Here is a 20,887-nt window from a genome sequence, read left to right on the forward strand (position 1 = left end):
CACGTATCCAGGTCACTCCCGCAACAGCACATCCAGCGCGCGGCACTCTGCCTCAGTTAAAGCCGGGGAATCGAGGCAAGCCGCACAATCGGCCAGCTGCTCCACCGTACGCGCACCAATCAGGGCGGACGTCACCTCCTGCTTGCGAAGAACCCACCGCAAGGCAAGCTGCGTCAATTCCCGGCCATGTTCGCGCGCAAAGGCATCCAGAGCGGCCACCTTCTGCCGCGTCGGCTCCAGCCGGTCTTCCGTCAGGAAAACCGACCCGCTCGCCGCCCGCGAACTGCCGGGCACGCCCGCAAGATACTTCCCGGTCAGCACACCCTGAGCCAGCGGTGAAAAGGCGATGCCGCCCACTCCCTCTTCCTTCAGCGTATCGAGCAAACCCTCCTCGGGAGACAGCTCCATCATATTGTAGCGGAACTGGTGAATCAGGCACGGCACCCCCGCATCCTTCAGCAGGGCGCAAGCACGGCGCGCCAGCTCCGGCGGGTACTTGGAAATACCCGCATACAACGCCCGTCCGCTCTGCACTGCCGTCACCAGAGCTCCGATCGTCTCCTCAAGAGGCGTCTCGGGATCGGGACGGTGCGAATAGAAAATATCCACATAATCCAGCTTCATCCGACGGAGCGACTGATCGAGGCTCGCCAACAAATGCTTGCGGGAACCCCAGTCCCCGTAAGGCCCGTCCCACATCAGATGCCCCGCCTTCGTCGAAATCACCACCTCGTCCCGGTGCGTGCGGAACCCCTTCTCCATCAGCTCGCCGAGCCGGGCTTCCGCAGCTCCGGAAGGCGGGCCGTAATTGTTCGCCAGATCGAAATGGGTAATACCGAGATCGCAAGCCTTCGCCAGCAGGGCATAGCTCTCGTCCACCGTCGAAGTCTCTCCGAAATTGTGCCACAACCCGAGACTGATCTCGGGAAGAAGAATGCCACTCCTGCCGCAACGTCTGTAATTCATCGCCACTATCCTACACTTCGCATACGGTGAACGCAAGCATGGAACCGTACTCCACGCATAGGCGGATTCGCGACGCAGGCATGTATCTTCTTGACTTTCCCGTAAAAAAGCGTAGATGTAAAAAAGAACGGCACCACGAATTTCCCCCCATGAAGAAGAAAACGCTTTCCGCCAAACAACTGACCAAAGACTCCTCGAAAGGCCACCGCAACTACATCATCCTGCTGTGCGACGTACTCCTCTTCTTCGCCATGCTCTTCTGGCTGCCTCTCGACCCGGAAGTCTCCAAAGGACTCGCCATCCTCGCATTCATCGCCGTCCTGTGGTTGACGGAAGCCGTCCACGTCACCATCACCGCCCTCATGGTACCCGTACTTGCCATGATGCTCGGCATTCTGCCGGGCAAATCGGCCATGGTGGGATTCTCCGATCCCATCATCTTCCTCTTCTTCGGAGGCTTCGCCCTCGCCGGAGCCTTGCATGAACAGAAAATCGACTCGTGGCTTGCCGGGAAAATACTCCGCTTCTCCAAGGGAAAACTATGGCTCGCTCTCGGCCTCATCTTCATGGCGACCGCGTTCCTCTCCATGTGGATGTCCAACACCGCCACAGCAGCCATGATGCTGCCGCTCGTCATCGGCCTCATGTCGGAAGTGGACGGAGAGAAATACAAAACCACATGGATCTTCGCCGTCCTCGGCGTCGCGTACAGCGCCTCCATCGGCGGCATGGGCACCCTCGTCGGCTCCCCGCCGAACGCCATCGCCGCGCATGAGCTCGGCATGGGATTCTATGATTGGTTCCTCGTCGGCTTCCCGGTCGCATGCGTCTTCGGAGTCGTCGTCTTCGCCGTCATGTGGCTCATGCTTCGCCCGAAACTCACCCTCAACATCCAGGCAGACAAGGAAATATCCGCCGCCAGCAAGGAAGCGGGGCGCGACAAACTGGACGGGAAACAGAAACGAGTCCTCGGCCTCTTCACCCTCATCGCCCTTTGCTGGATGTGCAGCAGCTTCATCTCCGGCCTGCTCGGCAACTTTGCCGAAATGGACGCCATGATCGCCCTCTGCGCCGTCGTCCTGCTCGCCGTCTCGGGAGTCATCAACTGGACCGCCATCGTCAAAAACACGGACTGGGGCGTCCTCCTCCTCTTCGGCGGCGGCATCACGCTCAGCTCTATCCTCATGAAAACCGGAGCGGGGCACTTCCTCGCCGCCCAAATGACCGAACTCAGCGCGGGGCACAGCACCTTCTTCTTCCTCCTCATCGTCAGCGCATTCATCTCCCTCCTCACGGAATTCTGCTCGAACACCGCCAGCGCCGCCCTCGTCGCCCCCCTCATGGTCACCGTCGCCGCTGAAATGGGCATTCCGGCGGAACCTCTCGTCCTGCTCATCGGCATCGGCGCATCCTGCGCCTTCATGCTCCCCGTCTCCACCCCGCCCAATGCCATCGCCTACGCCTCCGGCAAAGTACCCCAATCCGCCATGATCCGCATCGGACTCACCGTCGATCTCGTCCTCATCGTCATCAAGGCCGGGTGGGCCTACCTCTTCTGGATGTAAGCCCCGGTACGCCATCATCCTCCGCAAGCCGCACTTTGGGCTTGATTCCGCCTCCCCTTTCACGTTCAATGGGGAGGTGAAATCTCTTTCCCTGTTCCTGAGCCTCGGCACCTTGCTGGCACTCTCATCCTGCGGTCCCTGCAACTGCAACTCCTACAACAAGGACTACCTCGACGACATCAAGCCCACCAGCTCGAAATCCTTCTAATCCGACGGTACATCCATGTTTGAAATCCGCGAAAAACCCTCCATGGTCGAACGGGCCATGCTCGTCTCCATCTGCCTGCCCGGCGACAACGTCCATGAAAAACAGGCCATGCTTGACGAACTGGAAGACCTCGTCTCCAACCTCGGCATAGGCATCGTACGCAAGGAACTCGTCCGCACGCGCGACGTCCACGCCAAATTCCTCTGCGGCACCGGCAAGGCCGAAGAAGTACGCATGGCAGCCATCGCGGCGGAAGCGGATTGCGTCGTCTTCGACAACATGCTCGCCCCCTCCCAGCAGCGCGAATGGGAACGCCTCATCGACGTCTGCGTCATCGACCGCGAAGAAATCATCCTCGACATCTTTGCCAAACGCGCCCGCACCCGCGAAGCCACCATGCAGGTGGAACTTGCCCGCATGCAGTACTCCCTTCCCCGCATGGCCCGCATGTGGGCCCACCTCGACCGCCAGGGCGGCGGTTCCGGCGGAGGCAAAGGCGGCGGTGGAGCATCCCGCGGCGAAGGTGAAAAGCAAATCGAAGTGGACAGGCGACTCGCCCGCGCACGCATCGAATCCATCCAGAAAGACCTCGAAGAAGTCCGCAAACAGCGCAGCACCCAGCGCAAGGAACGCGAAAGGCAAGGCGTACCCACAGCCGCCATCGTCGGCTACACCAATGCCGGCAAATCCTCCCTCCTCCGCCTCGTCGCGGAAGCGGATGTACTTGCCCAGAACATCCTCTTCGCCACACTCGACACCACCACGCGCAAAATCGAACTCCCGGACGGCCAACCCCTCCTGCTCACGGACACCGTCGGCTTCATCCGCAACCTCCCCCACCGCCTCGTCGAAACCTTCAAATCCACCCTCGAAGAAGCCGTCCTCGCCGACTTCCTCATCCAGGTCGTCGATGCGTCCGATCCCGAAGCCCTGCGCCACTTCGAAACCACCCTCGAAGTCCTCGCCGAACTCGGCGCAGCGGACAAACCCATGGTTGCCGTCTTCAACAAAACGGACCTCATCCCCGACGAAGAACGCGCCTCCGTCATCGAAACGCTCACGGCCGCCGTCGGCATCCCCGTCGTCCCCATGTCCGTCGTCCGGGAACAGGGAGCGGACAGCCTCATGAACGCCTGCGTGGACATGCTCTCGCACCGCGTCGTCAGCCGCACCTACCGCATCCCCCTCTCGCGCAGCGACATCATCGCCGCCATGCATCGCGACGGCAAAGTCGTCTCCACAGAATACGACGGCAACGACGCCCTCGTCACCGCCACACTCCCGAAAAGCTTCGCGCAGAAAATAGCCTCCTACGCAGAACCGGGCGGCGAACATTGAACGACTCCTGTATGACGGTTGACCGGAATGCCGCTTGACACCGGCTGCACGGCGCACCTATACTACGAGCATGAACGCACGCCTCCTGTTCATGATACTGTTCGCTTCGGTCGCCGTGGCCGTGCTTCCCGCATGCCATCACCACCGCAGCCATTCCTCCGGCTACCACAGCAGCCACAGGTACCATTCATCCCATCCGTACAGGCACGATAACGGCCGCCGCTACTACAAACACTGCCACTGAACGGGAACACACCATGCCGTCCACCATCGTTATCAAGGTAGGCACCAGTTCCCTGACCAATGATGCGGGTCGCCTCGAAGGCGAACCCGTCATGGGCATTGCCTGCACCATCAGCCAGCTCATCGCACAGGGGTACCGCGTCATCCTCGTCACATCCGGCGCCGTCGGTGCGGGCGTCGCCCAGCTCGGGCTGGACTCCTACCCGCGCGAGCTCGCCCTCAAGCAGGCCTGCGCCTCCATCGGGCAGACGTACCTCATGCACAAGTACGCCACCCTCTTCGAATTCTTCGGCATCACCGTCGCCCAGCTCCTGCTCACGGCGGACGACATGCGCAACCGCCCGGAAAACATCCGCGCCACACTCGACGAACTCTTCTCGAAAGGCAGCGTCGTACCCATCGTCAACGAAAACGACACCGTCTCCGTCGATGCCCTCAAATTCGGCGACAACGACAACCTCTCCGTCCTCGTCGCCCGGCTCATTCAAGCCGACTACCTCTTCCTGATGACGGGAGCGGACGGACTCTACAAATGCGAAAACGGCAGGCGCACAACCCTCTCCGAAGTAGCAGACGTGGACGACGCCATGCAATACATCGAAGACAGCACCGGCAAATTCTCCACCGGCGGCATGCGCTCCAAACTCGAAGCCGTCAAAAAAGCCACCTCGCACGGCATCACCACCTTCATCAGCCACGGCCACCATGCCCACCGCATCCTCGACCTCCTGAAAGGCGAAGGCATCGGCACCAAATTCCTCCCCGTCCGCCCCTCATGAGCGCCATCCAAGCCTGTGCGGAAGCCGCACGCACCGCCGCACGCCAACTCGCGCTGTTCCCGAACTCCGTCCGAAGCGAAGCCTTGCGCCGCATCGCGCAGGCTGTCCGCGAAGCCTCCGGCACCCTCCTTGCCGCCAACCGGGAAGACGTGCGCCTCTCCGAAGAAAAAGGCCGCCCCGCCGCCTTCCTCGACCGCCTGCGCCTCACCCCGGAGCGCATCGAACAGATGGCCGCCGGCATGGAAAAGGTCGCCTCGCTTCCCGATCCTCTCGGCGAAACCATCGCCGAATGGACACGCCCGAACGGCCTCCGCATCCGGCAGGTACGCGTCCCCATCGGCGTCATCGGCTTCATCTATGAAAGCCGCGCCACCGTCACCTGCGACGCCGCCGCCCTCTGCCTCAAATCCGGCAACGCCGTCATCCTGCGCGGCGGCAGCGAATCCCTCGGCTCCAACCTCGTGCTGGCGGACATCTTCGAGCGCGAACTCCCCGCCGCCGGACTCCCCGCCGCAAGCGTCCAGCTCCTCCGCAGCGGCAGCCGCGACGAAGTCCTCGAACTCTGCGCCTGCGGAGGACTCGTGGACGTCATCATCCCCCGTGGCGGCAAGGGACTCGTCTCCACCGTCGTCGAACATGCGAAAATGCCCGTCCTCAAGCACATGGACGGCATCTGCCACACCTACGTCGACGAAACCGCCGACTTTGCCAAAGCCATCGACATCGCCGACGACGCCAAAACCCAGCGCCCCGGCGTCTGCAACGCCATGGAAACCCTCCTCGTCCACCGCAACATCGCGGCAGACTTCCTGCCCCGCATGGCGGCACGGCTGGCGGCACGCGGCGTCGAAATACGCGCCTGCGCCGAAAGCCTCCCCCTCATGCCCGGCTCACTCCCTGCTACCGAAGAAGACTGGCGCACCGAATACGAAGACCTCATCCTCTCCGTCAAAACCGTCGGCAGTCTGCAGGAAGCCATCGACCACATCAACCGCTACGGCTCGCACCACAGCGATGCCATCATCACCGAAAACGCCGAGCATGCCGATGCCTTCCAGCGCGGCGTGGACAGCGCATGCGTCTACCACAACTGCTCCACCCGCTTCAGCGACGGAGAAGAATACGGCTTCGGCGCAGAAATCGGCATCGGCACCGACAAACTGCACGCCCGCGGCCCCATGGGACTCCGGGAACTCACCTCGTACCAGTACCGCGTCACAGGCAGCGGCCAGGTCAAAGACCCCGCCCGGCTCGCCTGAACGGCACACTGCTCCGCAACGTCACCCATTCGGCAGTAGCCTCTGCACCCGGTCGGCACGCGGCAGCAGCACCGTCACCGTCGTCCCCTGCCCGGGACTGCTGGCAATACTCATACTCCCGCCGTGATCCTTCACGATACGGCGCACAATCAGCAGGCCCAGCCCGTTGCCCTTCTCCTTCGTCGTCCGGAAAGGCTCGTAAATACTCCCCAGCACCTCGTGCGAAATCCCGGAACCTGAATCGCACACATTCACGCGCAAATCCGCATCCGTAAAATCCGTCTGGATAAACACACCGCCCTCCGCCGGATTCGCGATCGACTGGTACGCATTGCGGATCAAATTATAAAACACTTGCGCCAGCTGCGTCGCATCTCCATCCACCAAAGGAAGCTGCTCATTCCACTGCACCCGCATCTCCACCCCGCGGGCCGCAATCTCCGGGGCCAGCACATCCAGAGTCTGCCGGATCACCTCATTCAAATCCACGGGCGAACGCTGCACCTCCGTCGGCCGCACCGCCTGCAGGAACTGCTTCAGAATCGTATCCAGCCGCTTCGTCTCCGCATGGGCCGTCTCCAGCAAAGGTTCCAGCATCTCCCGCTCCTTCCCGCCGAGCGCCTTCACCTTCCGTGAAATAAGCTGCAAATGCAACCCGAGAGAATTCAGCGGATTCCCGATCTCATGCGCCACGCCTGCCGCCAGAAAAGCCACGGCATTGAACCGCTCTGCATCTGCATTCTCCTCGCGCCTGCGCTGCGACTCCGTATCGTCATGAATCAGCACCAGATACCCGGAAGACGGATCACCGATCGGCGCCATATAGAAATTATAATGCCGCTCCTCCGGATAATTCACCTGCAAATCGCGCGAAATCGCCAGCTTGCTCTCGCTCAGCTGGGCCAGCGTACACGTCTTCCCCACCAGCGTCTCGAACGACAGATTGAGCAGATATTGCACGGACTTATCGAAAATCTTCGCTGCCGCACGGTTCGCAAAAAATGCCTTCCCTTTCTCGTCGAACAAAATCAACCCGTCCCGCAGCGACTCGAACACCTCCTGAAACAACCCCTTCTCCGCCGCAAGGCGCAGCAGCAGACTCTGCACATCCGCTTTACCCATCCTGTCGATACGTGCGACCAGCTTATCGAGAGTCTCCTTCTTCATCGTAAAACACCTGCATCCTAGCACGCCCGGACGACGAGTCAAGACAAAAGCCCCCACATTCCCATTGCCCGAAACGACTTTCTGTGATACAGTACAGCGTACCATCGACCTGATGCCAACCATGCACACCCAAAACCAAACCTTCGACATCGTCGCACTGGGAGAACTTCTCATCGACTTCACCACATGCGGCATCAGCGAACAGGGCAACCGCCTGCTTGAGGCAAACCCCGGCGGAGCCCCCGGCAACTTCCTCGCCATGCTCGCCCGGCTCGGCTTCCGCACAGCCATGATCGCCAAGGTAGGCCGAGACCAGTTCGGCCGCGACCTCAGGCGAACACTTGAAGAATGCGGCATCGACACCCGGCACATCCTCCTCGACCCCGGTCACAACACCACGCTCGCCTTCGTCCATAACGACGAACACGGCGACCGCGACTTCTCCTTCTACCGCAACCCTGGAGCCGACATGATGCTCACCGCCGATGAAATCGACCCCGGCATCTTCCGGCACACGAAAGCCTTCCACTTCGGCACCATCTCCATGACCCACCCCGGCGTCCGTGCCGCCACACTGCGCGCCCTGCACCTCGCACAGGAAAACGGATGCCTCATCTCCTTCGACCCCAACATCCGCCCTCCCCTCTGGAAAAGCATGGAAGAAGCCGCCGAACAACTCCATACCGGACTCTCCGCCTGCCACATCGCCAAACTCTCCGCCGAAGAACTGCAGCTCGCCACCGGCATCGACAACATCGACGAAGCCGCCCTCGCCATTCTCCGCCAATACCCCGGAATCCGCTTCCTTAGCGCCACCATGGGCAAGGAAGGAAGCACCGCCTACTGCGGCGGCCACCGCATCCATGCAGACACCTACACCTCCGTACCCGCCATCGACACCACCGGTGCCGGAGACACCTACGGAGCCTGCATCCTCGGCCAAATCCTACGCCACGGCATCGGCAACCTCACCCCCGAAACCGTCACCGGCATGCTCCTCTTCGCCAATGCCGCCGCCACTATCGTCACCACCCGCAAGGGGGCTCTGCGCGCCATGCCCTCTCCGCAGGAAATCGCCTCCTTCATGGAAACCCACCCGGCTCCCGCCACCTCTTCCGGCCTCTACTGAACCTCTCGCCCCCCCTCCATTCCTCACATGCAAACCCAATACACGCTCGACGACCTCGCCGCAGAAGCTCCCGTCATCGGCGGCAAACCCGCCCGCCTCGCCGTCATCGGCAACCCTATCTCCCACTCCAAATCTCCGCAAATGCAGCAGGCTGCGCTGGACTACGCCCGCATCGAAGCCTCCTACATCCGCGTACTTGCCGAACACGGCAACTTCCCCTCCGTCGTCGCACGCCTGCAGGAACTCGGCTTCATCGGCTGCAACGTCACCGTCCCCTACAAAACGGAAGCCTACGCCCTCAGCACCCCCGGCGACCCGCTCGCCATGGTCACACAGGCGGTCAACACACTCGCATTCAATACGGACGGAACCATCACTGGCTTCAACACGGACGGCATGGGCTTCGCCCGCGCCATCCGCGAATGCTTCTCCGTGGACCTGCGCGACCTGAAAATCGTCCTCCTCGGCGCCTGCGGCGGAGCCGGAACCGCCCTCGCGCACACCTGCGCCCTCCAGCACTGCGAACGCCTCACCCTCGTCAACCGCCCACGGCCCGAACTCGCACGGCTCCGCGATGCCCTCGCCCTCTCCTTCGTCGATGAAGAAAGGCTCGCCGGAAGCGCGGAACGCCTCACCGCCTTCGGCTTTGACCACCCTGCCCTGCGCGACTACATCGGCGAAGCCGACCTCATCGTCAATGCCACCGCACTCGGCCTCAAACCCACCGACCCCTCGCCCATCTCTTCCTCCCTCATCAGCGCACACCACCTCGTCTACGACCTCCAGACGCACGACGACGCCTTCCAGATGCAGGCCCGGGACCTCGGCGCACGCGTCGAGAACGGCCTCTCCATGCTCCTCCATCAGGGAGCCCTCGCCTTCGAACGCTGGTTCGGGAAAACACCCAGCATCGCCGCCATGCGCCGCGCCCTCGAAAAAGCCTGATGCACCCCTCCATGCCATCCGAAACAGAACGCACACTCGCCATCCGCCACGCTCTCGTCGCATGGTTCCTCCGTGAAGGCAAAGACTACCCGTGGCGGCGCACCACCGACCCGTGGGCCATCCTCGTCTCGGAAATCATGCTCCAGCAAACAACCATCCCCACCGTACTCGGCCGCTATGAAGCATGGCTGCGCCAGTATCCCACCCCGGCGCATCTCGCCGCCGCCAGTGAAGAAGAAGCTTTGAGATCGTGGGAAGGCCTTGGCTACTACCGGCGCGTCCGCTCCCTGCAAGCCACGGCGAAAGCCATCGCCGAACGCCACGGCGGCATCTTCCCGCAGAGCCCCGACGACCTCCGGCAGCTCCCCGGCATCGGCGATTACACCTCCGGAGCCGTCCTCTCCTTCGCCTACAACATCGCCGCTCCCATCGTCGATGCCAACGTCTCCCGCGTCCAGGCCCGCCTCGACAACGACCCGACACCCATCGACAGCACCGAAGGCCGCAAACGCCACTGGAAACGCGCCGCCGAACTCCTCGACCCGGACAACCCGCGCGCCTACAACTCCGCCATCATGGAACTCGGGCAAACCTACTGCACCCCCACCTCGCCTGACTGCCTCCTCTGCCCCTGCCGCGAACACTGCCTCGCCGAAAACCCCGCATCCCTCCCCGTCAAAACGCCCCGGCCCGAAACCCTCGAAGAAACCCACCACGACATCCTCTGCCTCACCGGCCGCGGCATCCTGATGGAACTCCAGACCAACGGCCGCCACCTCGGCATGTACCGCCTTCCCCGCCGCACGGCCGATGAAACGCGCGGCATGCGCAAACTCGGCACACAGAAATACGGCGTCACGCGCTATAAAATCACAAGGCTCCTCTATCAGGCGCCGCCGGACACCGAACCGCGAGCCACCGAAACTTTTGTCAGCCTCGACGCGCTGCCCTCCATCCCAATGGCCTCGCCGGACCGGAAAATCATCCTCAAACACCTCCCGCAAGGGAACTGAACCTCCCGCACTGCAACCGAACAAAACGCCCTTCCCCATCAGAGGGAAAGGGCGTTCGGCTATCTGAAAAGAAACGGGAAACCCGCTCCGATCACCTCGCGGCAGCCTTCGCCTTCGGCTTGGCCGCTTTGGACGGACGGTGCTTGTACTTCTCCGAAGAATAAACCTTCACATAATCGATATACATGGCGGCGCCCTTCTTCTTCAACGTCTCCTGATCGATCGGCCCTGCGGATTCCACCCACTTCCCTCCGATCTGCTGGTCGATAATGATATAAAACTCGTGCCCTTCCTTGCCGAAAGGCCAATTCGAAGAATTGTTATTCATGGACTTGGTAGCCTTCCCGTCCAGATAAAAAGTAATATTATCCTTCGTCCACTCCACGCCGTAAGTATGCCAGTCATTGCGGTTGAACGGAGTATTCTTCGTCTGGCTGGTAGCCTTCCCGTTATTGCCGGCGTAATGAATCGTCTGGTGCACTCCGTCCTCAAAATTGAGATGCTCCATGATATCGATCTCACCGCCATCGGGCCAGCCTCCCCCATGCTTGGGCAACATCCAGATCGCAGGCCACGTCCCCTTCACACAGTCGAACTTGGCTCTCACCTCCACATAGCCGTATTGGAACGAAAACGTATTCATGGAATCGATCCCCCCGCAGGCATACGTGGGCTTGGCTTCCTTCTGATTCACCTGAGTCGTATAATTGCCATACCTTCCCCACAAAGCCATCACGGTAGCTCCGTCCTTCTTGCCGAACTGAACGAGCGGCTTGTCTTCCGATTGATACCTGCGCCAATCGGGAGGAGAAGGCCAGTCTACATAGGCAATGCGGCTCCAGTTTCCGGTATTGAGCGACGGGCCGGAAAAATCGTCGGAAAAAACGAGCTTCCAATCGTTGTCGGACGACCACGGCTTCTCGGCCAGGGCCATGCTGCAACCCAGCGAAAACATCCCTAAAAGATAAAGCGGCAACTTCATAGTCGCTGCAAACAATGCATGACAAACAGCGATCTGTCAATCAAAAAGGACCGGCGAGAACCACGACATCAAATCATAAAATATTGAAAAACCAATAAAAAAATGAACTTATGTGTTTTTTGATAGTATACCAATAACACGGTACAACGGCATCCGTCCGGCACGCCGTCCACGCAAAACGCCCTTCCCCATGCAGGAGAAGGGCGCTTGCAAAATACCGGAACGGCAGGAATCAGAACGAATAGCTCGTACCGAGGCGGGCCGTCTGGTTCACCTTCTGGCTGGCTGCCTCCACTTCGTAGTGCAGGTTCACATTCCACTGCTCGTCGATCTGCCAGGAGGAGCCGACATAGCCGCGCACCGCATGGCGTCCGACACGGGAATCCAGCATCGTAAACGTCATATTGCCGTTCGCCACGTTCGACTTCGGATTCCTGCGAACCAGATCCGGCACATAGCTCGCACCGAAATAATTCGTCAGGGACGACTTGCCGTCCATCTGAATCGTATGCTCGAACGTCGCACCGATCGGGAGGCGCAGAGCATGCATCCGGGAACGGTCCACGGCAAAATCACCGGCGCCGCCGTTAAACGTATGGGCATCATGCTGGGCAAGCACGAACTCAAGCCCCACATACGGATTGATCGACATATTCGAACCCACCTTGCGGTACCATGTCAGCTGCGTTTCCAAATTGTAGGAATCGCTATTCCAGCGTCCGGTGGAGAAATTGCCGTTGCGGAAGAACTTGCCGCGGTTCCGGCCGCTGCCGTAACCGGCCATATAATCCCATGCCACCAGACCGCGGTCGCAGGCATGCAACGTCGTACGGCCGTACACCATCCCCATCATGATATCCTGATGAGTCTTGCCGAGGCCGCGGTTCGTCCTTTCGGAACCGATAATCTGGCCGAAAGCTCCGCCGAGAATCGAATTGTCGCTCACGGCATCATCGTAACCGATGGCGTAGCCGCCGCTATCCTTGCGGTAGCCGCGCAGGGCCTTGCCGATATTCTCGTTCAGATAGAACGCCTTGCCCCAAAGATGGCGCTGAGGAGTCTGGCGGTAGAGCCCCAGGCTGAGCTGGCCTGACACCGCAGACGAGAACGCATCCATGGCATCAGTCATCGTCCACAGGGAATTGATCGTCGATTCCTGAAGATCGGGCACCACCGGATTGACGAACACGAAATTCTTGATCGCATCCTTCTGGTTGTAAACACCCGTCGCCTCGCCGTAATCCACATCCTTCGTACGCAGCGTGATATTGTCACTGTAAAGCTGAATATCGCCCGTATAGCTCTGCGTCAATTGCGAGGTATCCAAAGCGATATGCGACAGGTCGTTGCCTTCCTGTGCGGCAATCTTCGCAATGGCATTGCCTTCGTTCTGATTGGCAAGCATCGCATCCGTCATCACGAACACCCATGTATCGCGGCCCTTGCTGGAAGAATAGCCGTTCACATTATTGAATCCCTTGTTGACGAACGTCGCAGCAGAAGGAGCGCTATTCATATTGCCCACCTGATTGTTGCCGGAAAGCGTCACCACCACATCGACGGGGCGCTCGACAGCCTCGTCGCGAACCAGATTCACCGTACCCGACTGGGCGACGCCCTCGTCGAAGAACAGCTCCTGACGCACGTTCACTTCGCCGCCCTTCACTTCGAGGTGGGAACCCTTCCCTGCAATCAGCTTATTGGCGGATACTCTGGTGCCAGCAACCACATTCGTCTGCTTATCGTTGCCGATCACATGCAGCTCGTTGGCATCCAGATTATTCTCCTTCGATTCATCGAGGCGGACACGGGCTTCCGTCTCTCCGCTGCTGGCGGCATAGGAGCCCAGCGTAATGCCTTCCCATGAACTGCGCGTCAAATCAAGATTGCCCTGATGCAGATTCACCCAGCCGAAACGGTCCTTGTCTCCAGCGGCATACGATGCGGATTCCTCCAGCTTCACTTCCTTGTCAACCACGAGCGCACCGCCCTGATTGTCCAACTTCGTATCGGCTCCGGCCACGATGAAATTCTGGGCATTCACGTTCGACGTACTGCCGATCACCGTCCGTTCGCCCGTCTGGGCCTGCACTGTATCCACCGTCACCAGGGAATGCGTTCCCGCATTCTCATTCAGCTTGATCTGGGCTGCCGTGGAATCCGTCGCGCTCACCGTACCGAACGACCCCATGAACAGGGGCTTGTCCTGATTGCCCGTGGCTGCGACGAGATCGGTATTGCCGCCGGAAGCGGTCACCGTGCCCGTCTCGTTGATCTGGTTCACCTTCAGCTCGCCGCCAAGGTTCACGATCGCACCGGAAGTAGCGCCCACCGTAGCAGAGGACTGCTGCTCCACATGAATCGTCTCATTGGACTGAATCACCTTGTCGCCCGTGCTGTAATCGATCCCCGCGCGGAGAACGTACAGATAGGTACGGAGATCCTTGCCGTCCACAAGCTTCGGCGTAAAGGCCCGCTTCATGGAATCCACGATCCCTTCATGCGTCACCTTGCCGTCGCCGTCGCCCTTGATCACGAACGTACCGATATTCGCCAAAGCGTCGATATCGAGCGTCACGTTGAAAAAGCCGGTAATCGTCTGGTACCAGTTATTCTCATTGTCCACCTTGGCATGCTTCACCGTATTGCCCGCCCAAAGGGTCGCACCCTTCGAAATGGTCAGCGTCGGAAGCTTATCGGCAGGCGTTCCGGCGGGGAGGAGATTGCCGTCCTTATCCGTACCGTACACCGTATTTTCAGCGTAGAAATAGCCTTGCTCCTTGATGATCGAATCGGAACCGATCGTCAGATTGCCTGTGCGGGCGTCGACATAGTACATACCGAAACCGCCGTTGGCATTCCACGCACAGCCTTCATTGATCACCACGCCGCCGGAAGGAAGCGCAGCAGTCTTGTTCTCGGAAGTCAGATAACCCATCGTCCGGAAAGTCGAACCGTTCTGCATCTCGATCATGCCGCCGGACTGCACCGTCGTGCCCTTCAGCACGTTCAGAGAGCCGATCACATTCAACGTCGCATTCTGCTTCACATCCAGACTGTCCGCCCAGAGGTAATCCTTGCTGATCTCGCCGACGGGAGTCACGCCCACCGTGGCAAACACCTTGTCCGCCTGATCGTTGCCCACCGTCACGGTACCGATGCGCACAGCATCTCCGGCAATAAACGTACCGCCGAGCAAATGCACGGGACCGGAAAACACGCGGGGAGAAGCAATCGTCATCTTGCCGCCGTACATCGTCAGAGTGCCGGTAAAGGCATCCTCGCCGTGGGCGTACATATCGCGGGCTTCATGATTGCCGCCGAGAACATTGATCGAACCGTTGCCGCAAATCGTACCGGAGAACTGGGACGTACCGCCGTTTCCTTCGACGAAATTGACGACCGAACCGTTGCCATTCAACTCGATGTGGCCGGCAAAATTCGTCCCGGCCTGCACATTCACCGTACCCTTGCCTTCCACCACCACGGGATTGCGCTCCAGCCCCACATCCGTGGAAGCTCCGCGGAACCACGTACCGGCCAGGAAATTGAGCACGGCATCCGTCTTGACGAGCACATGGCCGTCTGCAATACCGGCCAGAGCGCCGTTGCCAACAACCGTCACGTCATTCTCTACGCCGCGTTCGCCCAGATCGAGCAAACCTCCGTAAATCGTCGCGCCACCTGTACCGAGCCCGGTCTTGGCATCCACACGGATCGTACCGCCGTACAGCTTCGTGCCGCCGGAGAAGGAATTCTCCGTGCGGATCACCAGCTTGCCCGTACCGTACTTCTCGATCGACGCATTGCCGACGATCGAACCGTCGCCGTGCCACAACAAATCGCCGTTGCCGCCATTAAAAGCTACCTCGATAATTCCGGAAGGCTTCACATTGCCGTTCACGCTGACAAGCCCCTTGATCGTCACATCGCCACTGCGGGTGAAATGCACCACGTCGAGATCCTGGAATGCCCAGTCCACGCCATCCGGCATATCCTTATTCCACACCTTGTTCGTCGACACCTGATTCCAGACGCCGATCCCGTTGCCATGGCCAGCGCCTTCGCCGTCCCACCACAACTCGGCGCCCACAGGAGCATTCACCGTCCAATGGGCATACAGATCATTCCCGTTCCATGAGAAAGACCACGTACCCTGATAGGCATAGCCGTCCCCGATCACATTCGTACCGAGACCGTAAATCAGAATATCGGAAAACGTCTGCCCGTTGCGGGAACCGTTCGCATCCGTCATCAGAAGATAATTCTGATTCGTCGCCCAGCGGGAATCGCCGTTGAAATCGAGATTATTGCTCAGGAAAAGGTGGCCGCCGAGCGACCAGCTTTCCGTGGTCACCGTCAAACCGGAGGCTTCCACATTGGTATTGAGGAACGGAGCGATATCAAACGTAATGCCGCTCTGCATATTCACGGAAGCAGAAGCCAGTGAAGCGCCGCTACCCGTTCGGAGAATCGTCCGGGAATCGAACTGAGCCGTCTTCGCCACCATGGCGCCATCGCGGCGCATCTCCAGCACGGAACCGCCCCATGCACGGAAATCGAAATAGGTATCCTTCACCTGATGTCCGCTGCCGTATGTGGAAGACCACACATCGCGCATCGACAGGCGGCCCTTATCCACAATCGACAGGCAGCCCTCATACAGCTCCGCAGCCCCGGCAATATAGGAATCGAGCACCTGCCCTTCGTTATACTGCCCGGAAACGACAATATTGCCCGAATAGCCGGCCATACTGTTCATATGTACCTTGAGGGACGAATTGCCCGGACCTTCCGCATCGCTGTAACGTGTAAAATAGAAAGGATCGTAGAAGAAAATGGACTTCCCGGCAGCCGCACGCATCTCGAAATCGACCTGGTTCATCGCCTCCTTGTACACCGTACCAACCAAACCCATGCGGGACTTGTTCGCTCCTCCGTTGCCCGTATTCTGGAAATTGTCCTTGAACGTCACATTGCCGTAATCGGCGGAAAGAAGATACTTCGTCGTAGACGGATAATAATCCAGCGTCACGTACACGGCCGAACCTTCTCCGAGCGTCGTGTTATTGGAGAACATGACATCTCCGTTCTTCTCGATATTGAACCAGTAGCCGGATGCAAAAGCACCTGCGATTTTGTCGGCAGAATTGCCGTCGAACAGCACCTGCCCTGTCGTCCCGGTAATATCTACGCCTGCGCGGGCGTAAAGCGCGCCACCATAACAAGTGGAGCCATTCGCCGTATTACCGACGAACTCGACATTATCGTTGCCTTCAAAAATGGCATATGACCAGGAAAACAATCCTCCGCCCATCCCTCCGTTACCTCCGGTCAACGCGTTGTTCTCGAACCGAACCGTACCGTTGTTGCTGAATGTCGGCTGTCCGGAACCATAAATATAAATGGCACCGCCACTTCCCGTAGACCTGTTGCCGGAGAATAAAACCGAATCATTGCCGGAAACTTCGAAATTGATCCTCGAATTGGGGGAATACAAGCTGATGGCGCCGCCGCCTCGAATCCACGATACATTCGGATCGTTGAAAATATTGCCGCTGAATGCCAGAGACTTGTTATCTTTCAAATACACTCCCGTCCCGGCACTGATGGCGGGACCATCCCACTTGCTTTGATTCCCCTGGAACAAAACATCGCCGTTACCGAGCAGCGACACGCTTCCCTGCCCGTAAATAACACTGACGTTATTGCGGAACGTCAACGCTTCATAAGAATTCAAAGCGAATGAACCGCTATAATCATTGTAAATGGTACCCGTCTGATTCTCCTTGACCAGAGAACCATTCTGATAATCACCGGCGAATCCTTGAGAGGAAACGACAAAAGCGCTCAACAAAGCGGCGCGCAACAGGACAGGAAGATGCAACTTCATAATAATAAGACATATAGGAGCAAAAATAAACCCCGCACAATTTTAGCGGATTATAAATCCTGTGTCAATTAAAAACCATTATATAACGCAATACGTTTTCATTCAATAAATTCTTTTAATTATACCTAATTTTAAACGGTGTTTTTCATGTCCATTTTTTTGAATTTTGTTCATTTTTATATAACAAAAAACATACAAATGAATTCATAATACATTTATTATTATTGTACAAAATAATCAATAAGCGGATTTATAATCCGTCTTCACCCCTCCGAATGTATGACACAAACAACAATTTCATGGAAACACAAAGCCTCTGAAAAATATTTTACAAATAAAATAACTCATAATAAATAAGTAAGAAAAAGTTATAATAATTTCAAAACAATCGAAAAAGGTAATACATGCTTGGAAACGATAGAAGAGTGACGAATGCGACGTAGAAAACATGCAAATGGTCGGATTACCACAGACAGCTCCAATCCGGCATATTTCTACAACTTCGACCATAGAGACCATTATGACCAAAAACACGCTAATTTCTGCCGCATGTCTCCTCGCAGGCCTGCCCTCTCTTCTGGCCGCCGCACCATCCGAAAACGACCCGCCGACATCGCCCGTAGCCCCTGTATACAATGACAGGCACTGGGTTCCTGCTCGTTATGCCAAAGTCAAGCAAAACATGGCCAACCTGCCTTGCGATGTCTTCTTCATCGGCGACTCGATCACCGAACAATGGGAAATCGTCGGTAAAAAAGTATGGGATGAAAAATTCGTTCCGCTCAAAGCCGTCAACTTCGGAGTCAGCGGAGACCGCACCGAACACATCCTCTGGCGCATGGAAGACACCAAACTTGCCACTACCACCCCTCCCAAGGTATGCGTCCTGATGGTGGGCACCAACAACATCGGCACATGGAAAGGCAAACAGACACCAAAGGAAACCGTCGAAGGAGTCAAAAAAATCGTCACGACTCTGCTGGACAAATTCCCCTCCACCCACGTCATCATCCTTGAAACCACGCCGTACGGCCCAGACCCCAAAGGAAACCTCCGCATCCTTGGAGAAAAAGTCAATGCCGAAATCCGCAAACTCAAACTGCCACGCACGAACATCGTCAACTACAACAAATACTTCCTCAATCCCGACAAAACCTTCAAACCCGGCCTCTTCAAGGACCACGTCCATCTCACCGAACAAGGATACCGCGTCTGGTGTGAACACCTGCTTCCCGAAGTCGAAAAATGGCTGAAAAAAAGCGATCAGGCATCCTCCCGTTCCTGATCCTGACGCCGCATCACGTCCGACTCCTCACACTGCCGCGCACTCCTCTCATGGAATGCGCGGCATTTCCACACACCAAGCCCACTCCTTCCGCTGCCAATGGGATGGAACCGGGCAGCCAAACACATCCCAGGCGCAGACATCCGGCACCAACCGCACCACAGAATGCATCTCCTGCATACCGTCAACACATGGCATCGCCTACATGGTCAAACGGCCAATGAAACCGTACGCACGCCCTCTGCCGCATGCTCGAGCAGCAACCACACCGTGCCCTCCGGCATCATCGAACCGTCAAAGCGATTGGCCCACTCTGCCAGAATCAAATCGCCGCGTTCCAGATACTCGTCCCAACCGATCGCAAGCAACTCCTCGGGCAACTCCATACGGTAAAAATCGAAATGGCACACGGGAATACGCGCATCGGAATGCTCGTGTACCAGAGAAAATGTCGGACTCACACCGGGATTCCCGGCGCCCAGCCCCTCCAGAATACCCTGCACCAGATGCGTCTTCCCGGCCCCCAGATCGCCGACCAGTCCCACAACCTGCCCCGGTTGCAACACCTCGGCAAGCAACCTCCCCAACCCGCGCATCTCCTCGGGAGAAGACACCGTCCTCACTCCGGAATTGAAAATTTTATGCAAATTCTCCATAAAAAGATTAAATTTTACTTGCCAGCCGTCGAGCCGTATGTATAATGTGCCCGCCCGCTCCGGCGGGATCAATACGAATTAGTGACATTATGGCATACGCAGTTTTCAAAACAGGTGGAAAACAGTACCGCGTGCAAGTCGGCGACGTTCTGACCGTCGACCGCATCGCCACGCTGGCGCAAGACAGAGAAGCAACCTTCGACCAGGTCCTCCTCGTCGAAGCCGACGGCACGACCAAGATCGGCACGCCCACCGTTTCCGGTGCGACCGTGACCGCCAAGGTACTCGACGCAGCCGCTCGCGGCGCCAAGGGAGTGGCTTTCAAATTCAAGCGCCGCAAGGGGTTCCACAAAAAGAAGGGTTTCCGCGCCGCTCTGACGAAGATCGAAATCACCGCAATCAAGGGCTAAACTTAACCAACATTTTTACTAGATATGGCTCATAAGAAAGGTCAAGGTTCCGTACGCAATGGACGCGACTCTCGCAGCAAGCGTCTTGGCGTGAAGAAATTCGGTGGACAGGTCGTTATCGCTGGCAACATCATCATCCGCCAGCGCGGCACCAAATGGCACCCCGGCAAGGGCGTGGGCATGGGCCGCGACTACACCATCTTCTCCCTTGTGGACGGCCGCGTGTTCTTCGACCGAGACGGACGCCGCGTCAACGTCGCCCCGGCAGAAGAAGCCTAAGCAACTTGCGGACACCGCAACATCTCCAACGGAGTACCCGAAACGGTACTCCGTTTTTTGTATGCATAGTACAGCAAATCTTTCTGATGCACGCGAAATTTGCTATTGACACATACCAGAAATCAATACATTATGATGAACGTAGTATTCAATGATATGACACGAAAAGATTTACCAAATATCCTCTATCAACTTCTTCAGAAGCTTGGAGGAAAAGCCTCCATGATGACTATTTTCCGAGAGTTTTGGAAAGTATATGGAAACCAATTATCCCCTGCCGACGATATGTTTTATACATGGAACTACGATATCAGATGGGCAGCCACACAACTTCGCCAACAAAAACGGATGAAAGGAGCATCTACGAAAGAAAATACTCACGGTGCACCTGTCAGCCCCAAAGGCATATGGGAAATTATTTAAGGATTTAGCTATATCCCAATCATTCTTTCTCAATCGGCCGTTGGAGAGAAGTTGTAATGAAAATATGCGCCAAGTTGGCAAAAGCGCGTGGTAGCCCCAGCAGGAATCGAACCTGCAATTAGCGTTTAGGAAACGCTCGTTATATCCATTTAACTATAGGGCCCTGAAATAAAGACGGGCATATTAAGCTCGAAATACGGAATGAAAGCAAGCAGAAAACGTATCAGAACGCAATTTCCCGTCATTCCGGCATCATCCCGTTCCGCCATCACTTCAAGCAGAATGCCACCGCCGCTTCATCCATAAAAAGGAACAGGCAGACAGCAAACGCCGCCTGCCCGCAAAAC

18 protein-coding genes and 1 tRNA gene are annotated in these 20,887 nt (G+C 57.8%); 13 read left to right on the forward strand and 6 right to left on the reverse strand.

Going from position 1 to position 20,887, the window contains the following annotated elements; translation table 11 throughout:
* Positions 1-12: 12 nt before the first annotated feature.
* Positions 13-966, reverse strand: coding sequence for an aldo/keto reductase (locus PYTT_RS02400; RefSeq protein WP_067776374.1), 954 nt, complete (start codon positions 964-966; stop codon positions 13-15).
* Between the two features lie 149 nt (positions 967-1,115).
* Here PYTT_RS02400 and PYTT_RS02405 point away from each other — a divergent pair, with 149 nt between their 5' ends.
* The 6 genes from PYTT_RS02405 (at position 1,116) to PYTT_RS02420 (ending at position 6,358) form a co-directional block, all read left to right on the forward strand.
* On the forward strand, positions 1,116-2,531 hold the full coding sequence (locus tag PYTT_RS02405) for an SLC13 family permease (protein WP_067776379.1): 1,416 nt from the start codon (positions 1,116-1,118) through the stop codon (positions 2,529-2,531).
* A gap of 76 nt (positions 2,532-2,607) precedes the next feature.
* Positions 2,608-2,739: a CGxCxC motif mini-lipoprotein gene (locus PYTT_RS13720; protein ID WP_245741057.1), complete on the forward strand. Its 132-nt coding sequence runs from the start codon at positions 2,608-2,610 to the stop codon at positions 2,737-2,739.
* A 15-nt stretch (positions 2,740-2,754) separates the two neighbouring features.
* On the forward strand, positions 2,755-4,077 hold the full coding sequence (gene hflX / locus PYTT_RS02410; protein WP_067776389.1) for a GTPase HflX: 1,323 nt from the start codon (positions 2,755-2,757) through the stop codon (positions 4,075-4,077).
* 70 nt (positions 4,078-4,147) lie between these two features.
* The gene (locus tag PYTT_RS13235) at positions 4,148-4,321 is read left to right on the forward strand and encodes a hypothetical protein (RefSeq protein ID WP_156850314.1); all 174 of its coding nucleotides are present in this window, start codon (positions 4,148-4,150) and stop codon (positions 4,319-4,321) included.
* Positions 4,322-4,334: 13 nt separating this feature from the next.
* Positions 4,335-5,099, forward strand: coding sequence for a glutamate 5-kinase (gene proB / locus PYTT_RS02415; RefSeq protein WP_067776391.1), 765 nt, complete (start codon positions 4,335-4,337; stop codon positions 5,097-5,099).
* Positions 5,096-6,358 (forward strand): glutamate-5-semialdehyde dehydrogenase, encoded by a 1,263-nt coding sequence (locus PYTT_RS02420; protein WP_067776393.1) that lies wholly within the window; start codon positions 5,096-5,098, stop codon positions 6,356-6,358. Before proB ends, PYTT_RS02420 begins: the two co-directional genes overlap by 4 nt.
* 21 nt (positions 6,359-6,379) lie before the next feature.
* On the opposite strand, the gene PYTT_RS13240 is transcribed toward PYTT_RS02420, so the two are convergent.
* On the reverse strand, positions 6,380-7,525 hold the full coding sequence (locus PYTT_RS13240; RefSeq protein ID WP_067776396.1) for a two-component system sensor histidine kinase NtrB: 1,146 nt from the start codon (positions 7,523-7,525) through the stop codon (positions 6,380-6,382).
* Positions 7,526-7,646: 121 nt separating this feature from the next.
* Here PYTT_RS13240 and PYTT_RS02430 point away from each other — a divergent pair, with 121 nt between their 5' ends.
* Genes PYTT_RS02430 through PYTT_RS02440 form a run of 3 tightly spaced genes read left to right on the forward strand, consistent with a single transcriptional unit; the run spans position 7,647 to position 10,612 of the window.
* On the forward strand, positions 7,647-8,654 hold the full coding sequence (locus tag PYTT_RS02430) for a carbohydrate kinase family protein (RefSeq protein WP_067776595.1): 1,008 nt from the start codon (positions 7,647-7,649) through the stop codon (positions 8,652-8,654).
* A 27-nt stretch (positions 8,655-8,681) separates the two neighbouring features.
* Positions 8,682-9,599, forward strand: a complete 918-nt coding sequence (locus tag PYTT_RS02435; protein ID WP_067776399.1) for a shikimate dehydrogenase family protein — start codon at positions 8,682-8,684, stop codon at positions 9,597-9,599.
* Positions 9,600-9,610: 11 nt separating this feature from the next.
* On the forward strand, positions 9,611-10,612 hold the full coding sequence (locus PYTT_RS02440; RefSeq protein WP_172801749.1) for an A/G-specific adenine glycosylase: 1,002 nt from the start codon (positions 9,611-9,613) through the stop codon (positions 10,610-10,612).
* Positions 10,613-10,703: 91 nt separating this feature from the next.
* Here PYTT_RS02440 and PYTT_RS02445 read toward each other — a convergent pair whose 3' ends face one another.
* Positions 10,704-11,594 (reverse strand): glycoside hydrolase family 16 protein, encoded by an 891-nt coding sequence (locus tag PYTT_RS02445; RefSeq protein WP_083076816.1) that lies wholly within the window; start codon positions 11,592-11,594, stop codon positions 10,704-10,706.
* A gap of 232 nt (positions 11,595-11,826) precedes the next feature.
* Positions 11,827-17,487, reverse strand: coding sequence for an autotransporter outer membrane beta-barrel domain-containing protein (locus PYTT_RS02450; protein ID WP_067776412.1), 5,661 nt, complete (start codon positions 17,485-17,487; stop codon positions 11,827-11,829).
* A gap of 520 nt (positions 17,488-18,007) precedes the next feature.
* Between PYTT_RS02450 and PYTT_RS02455 the strand changes: the two genes are divergently transcribed.
* On the forward strand, positions 18,008-18,772 hold the full coding sequence (locus PYTT_RS02455; protein WP_067776416.1) for a GDSL-type esterase/lipase family protein: 765 nt from the start codon (positions 18,008-18,010) through the stop codon (positions 18,770-18,772).
* A gap of 209 nt (positions 18,773-18,981) precedes the next feature.
* On the opposite strand, the gene tsaE is transcribed toward PYTT_RS02455, so the two are convergent.
* Positions 18,982-19,428, reverse strand: a complete 447-nt coding sequence (tsaE, locus tag PYTT_RS02460; RefSeq protein WP_067776598.1) for a tRNA (adenosine(37)-N6)-threonylcarbamoyltransferase complex ATPase subunit type 1 TsaE — start codon at positions 19,426-19,428, stop codon at positions 18,982-18,984.
* Positions 19,429-19,517: 89 nt separating this feature from the next.
* Between tsaE and rplU the strand changes: the two genes are divergently transcribed.
* From rplU to PYTT_RS02475, 3 genes are all read left to right on the forward strand, one after another.
* Positions 19,518-19,838: a 50S ribosomal protein L21 gene (rplU, locus tag PYTT_RS02465; RefSeq protein WP_067776420.1), complete on the forward strand. Its 321-nt coding sequence runs from the start codon at positions 19,518-19,520 to the stop codon at positions 19,836-19,838.
* A 24-nt stretch (positions 19,839-19,862) separates the two neighbouring features.
* A complete protein-coding gene (gene rpmA, locus PYTT_RS02470; protein ID WP_067776423.1) occupies positions 19,863-20,117 on the forward strand; it encodes a 50S ribosomal protein L27 in 255 nt (84 codons plus the stop codon).
* A 132-nt stretch (positions 20,118-20,249) separates the two neighbouring features.
* Positions 20,250-20,540, forward strand: coding sequence for a hypothetical protein (locus PYTT_RS02475; RefSeq protein WP_083076825.1), 291 nt, complete (start codon positions 20,250-20,252; stop codon positions 20,538-20,540).
* An 88-nt stretch (positions 20,541-20,628) separates the two neighbouring features.
* Here the strand turns inward: PYTT_RS02475 and PYTT_RS02480 are convergent.
* Positions 20,629-20,703, reverse strand: a tRNA-Arg gene (locus PYTT_RS02480).
* Positions 20,704-20,887: the final 184 nt, after the last annotated feature.

The sequence above is a fragment of the Neoakkermansia glycaniphila genome, assembly GCF_900097105.1.
Lineage (GTDB): Bacteria > Verrucomicrobiota > Verrucomicrobiia > Verrucomicrobiales > Akkermansiaceae > Akkermansia > Akkermansia glycaniphila.

Coding starts and splice junctions, on each gene's coding strand:
- hflX (WP_067776389.1), top strand. CDS start 2,755: ATGTTTGAAATCCGCGAAAAACCCTCCATGGTCGAACGGGCCATGCTC.
- rplU (WP_067776420.1), top strand. CDS start 19,518: ATGGCATACGCAGTTTTCAAAACAGGTGGAAAACAGTACCGCGTGCAA.
- PYTT_RS02475 (WP_083076825.1), top strand. CDS start 20,250: ATGATGAACGTAGTATTCAATGATATGACACGAAAAGATTTACCAAAT.
- PYTT_RS02445 (WP_083076816.1), bottom strand. CDS start 11,594: ATGAAGTTGCCGCTTTATCTTTTAGGGATGTTTTCGCTGGGTTGCAGC.
- proB (WP_067776391.1), top strand. CDS start 4,335: ATGCCGTCCACCATCGTTATCAAGGTAGGCACCAGTTCCCTGACCAAT.
- PYTT_RS02430 (WP_067776595.1), top strand. CDS start 7,647: ATGCACACCCAAAACCAAACCTTCGACATCGTCGCACTGGGAGAACTT.
- PYTT_RS02440 (WP_172801749.1), top strand. CDS start 9,611: ATGCCATCCGAAACAGAACGCACACTCGCCATCCGCCACGCTCTCGTC.
- PYTT_RS13240 (WP_067776396.1), bottom strand. CDS start 7,525: ATGAAGAAGGAGACTCTCGATAAGCTGGTCGCACGTATCGACAGGATG.
- PYTT_RS02455 (WP_067776416.1), top strand. CDS start 18,008: ATGACCAAAAACACGCTAATTTCTGCCGCATGTCTCCTCGCAGGCCTG.
- PYTT_RS02450 (WP_067776412.1), bottom strand. CDS start 17,487: ATGAAGTTGCATCTTCCTGTCCTGTTGCGCGCCGCTTTGTTGAGCGCT.
- PYTT_RS02420 (WP_067776393.1), top strand. CDS start 5,096: ATGAGCGCCATCCAAGCCTGTGCGGAAGCCGCACGCACCGCCGCACGC.
- PYTT_RS13235 (WP_156850314.1), top strand. CDS start 4,148: ATGAACGCACGCCTCCTGTTCATGATACTGTTCGCTTCGGTCGCCGTG.
- PYTT_RS02405 (WP_067776379.1), top strand. CDS start 1,116: ATGAAGAAGAAAACGCTTTCCGCCAAACAACTGACCAAAGACTCCTCG.
- tsaE (WP_067776598.1), bottom strand. CDS start 19,428: ATGGAGAATTTGCATAAAATTTTCAATTCCGGAGTGAGGACGGTGTCT.
- PYTT_RS02400 (WP_067776374.1), bottom strand. CDS start 966: ATGAATTACAGACGTTGCGGCAGGAGTGGCATTCTTCTTCCCGAGATC.
- rpmA (WP_067776423.1), top strand. CDS start 19,863: ATGGCTCATAAGAAAGGTCAAGGTTCCGTACGCAATGGACGCGACTCT.
- PYTT_RS02435 (WP_067776399.1), top strand. CDS start 8,682: ATGCAAACCCAATACACGCTCGACGACCTCGCCGCAGAAGCTCCCGTC.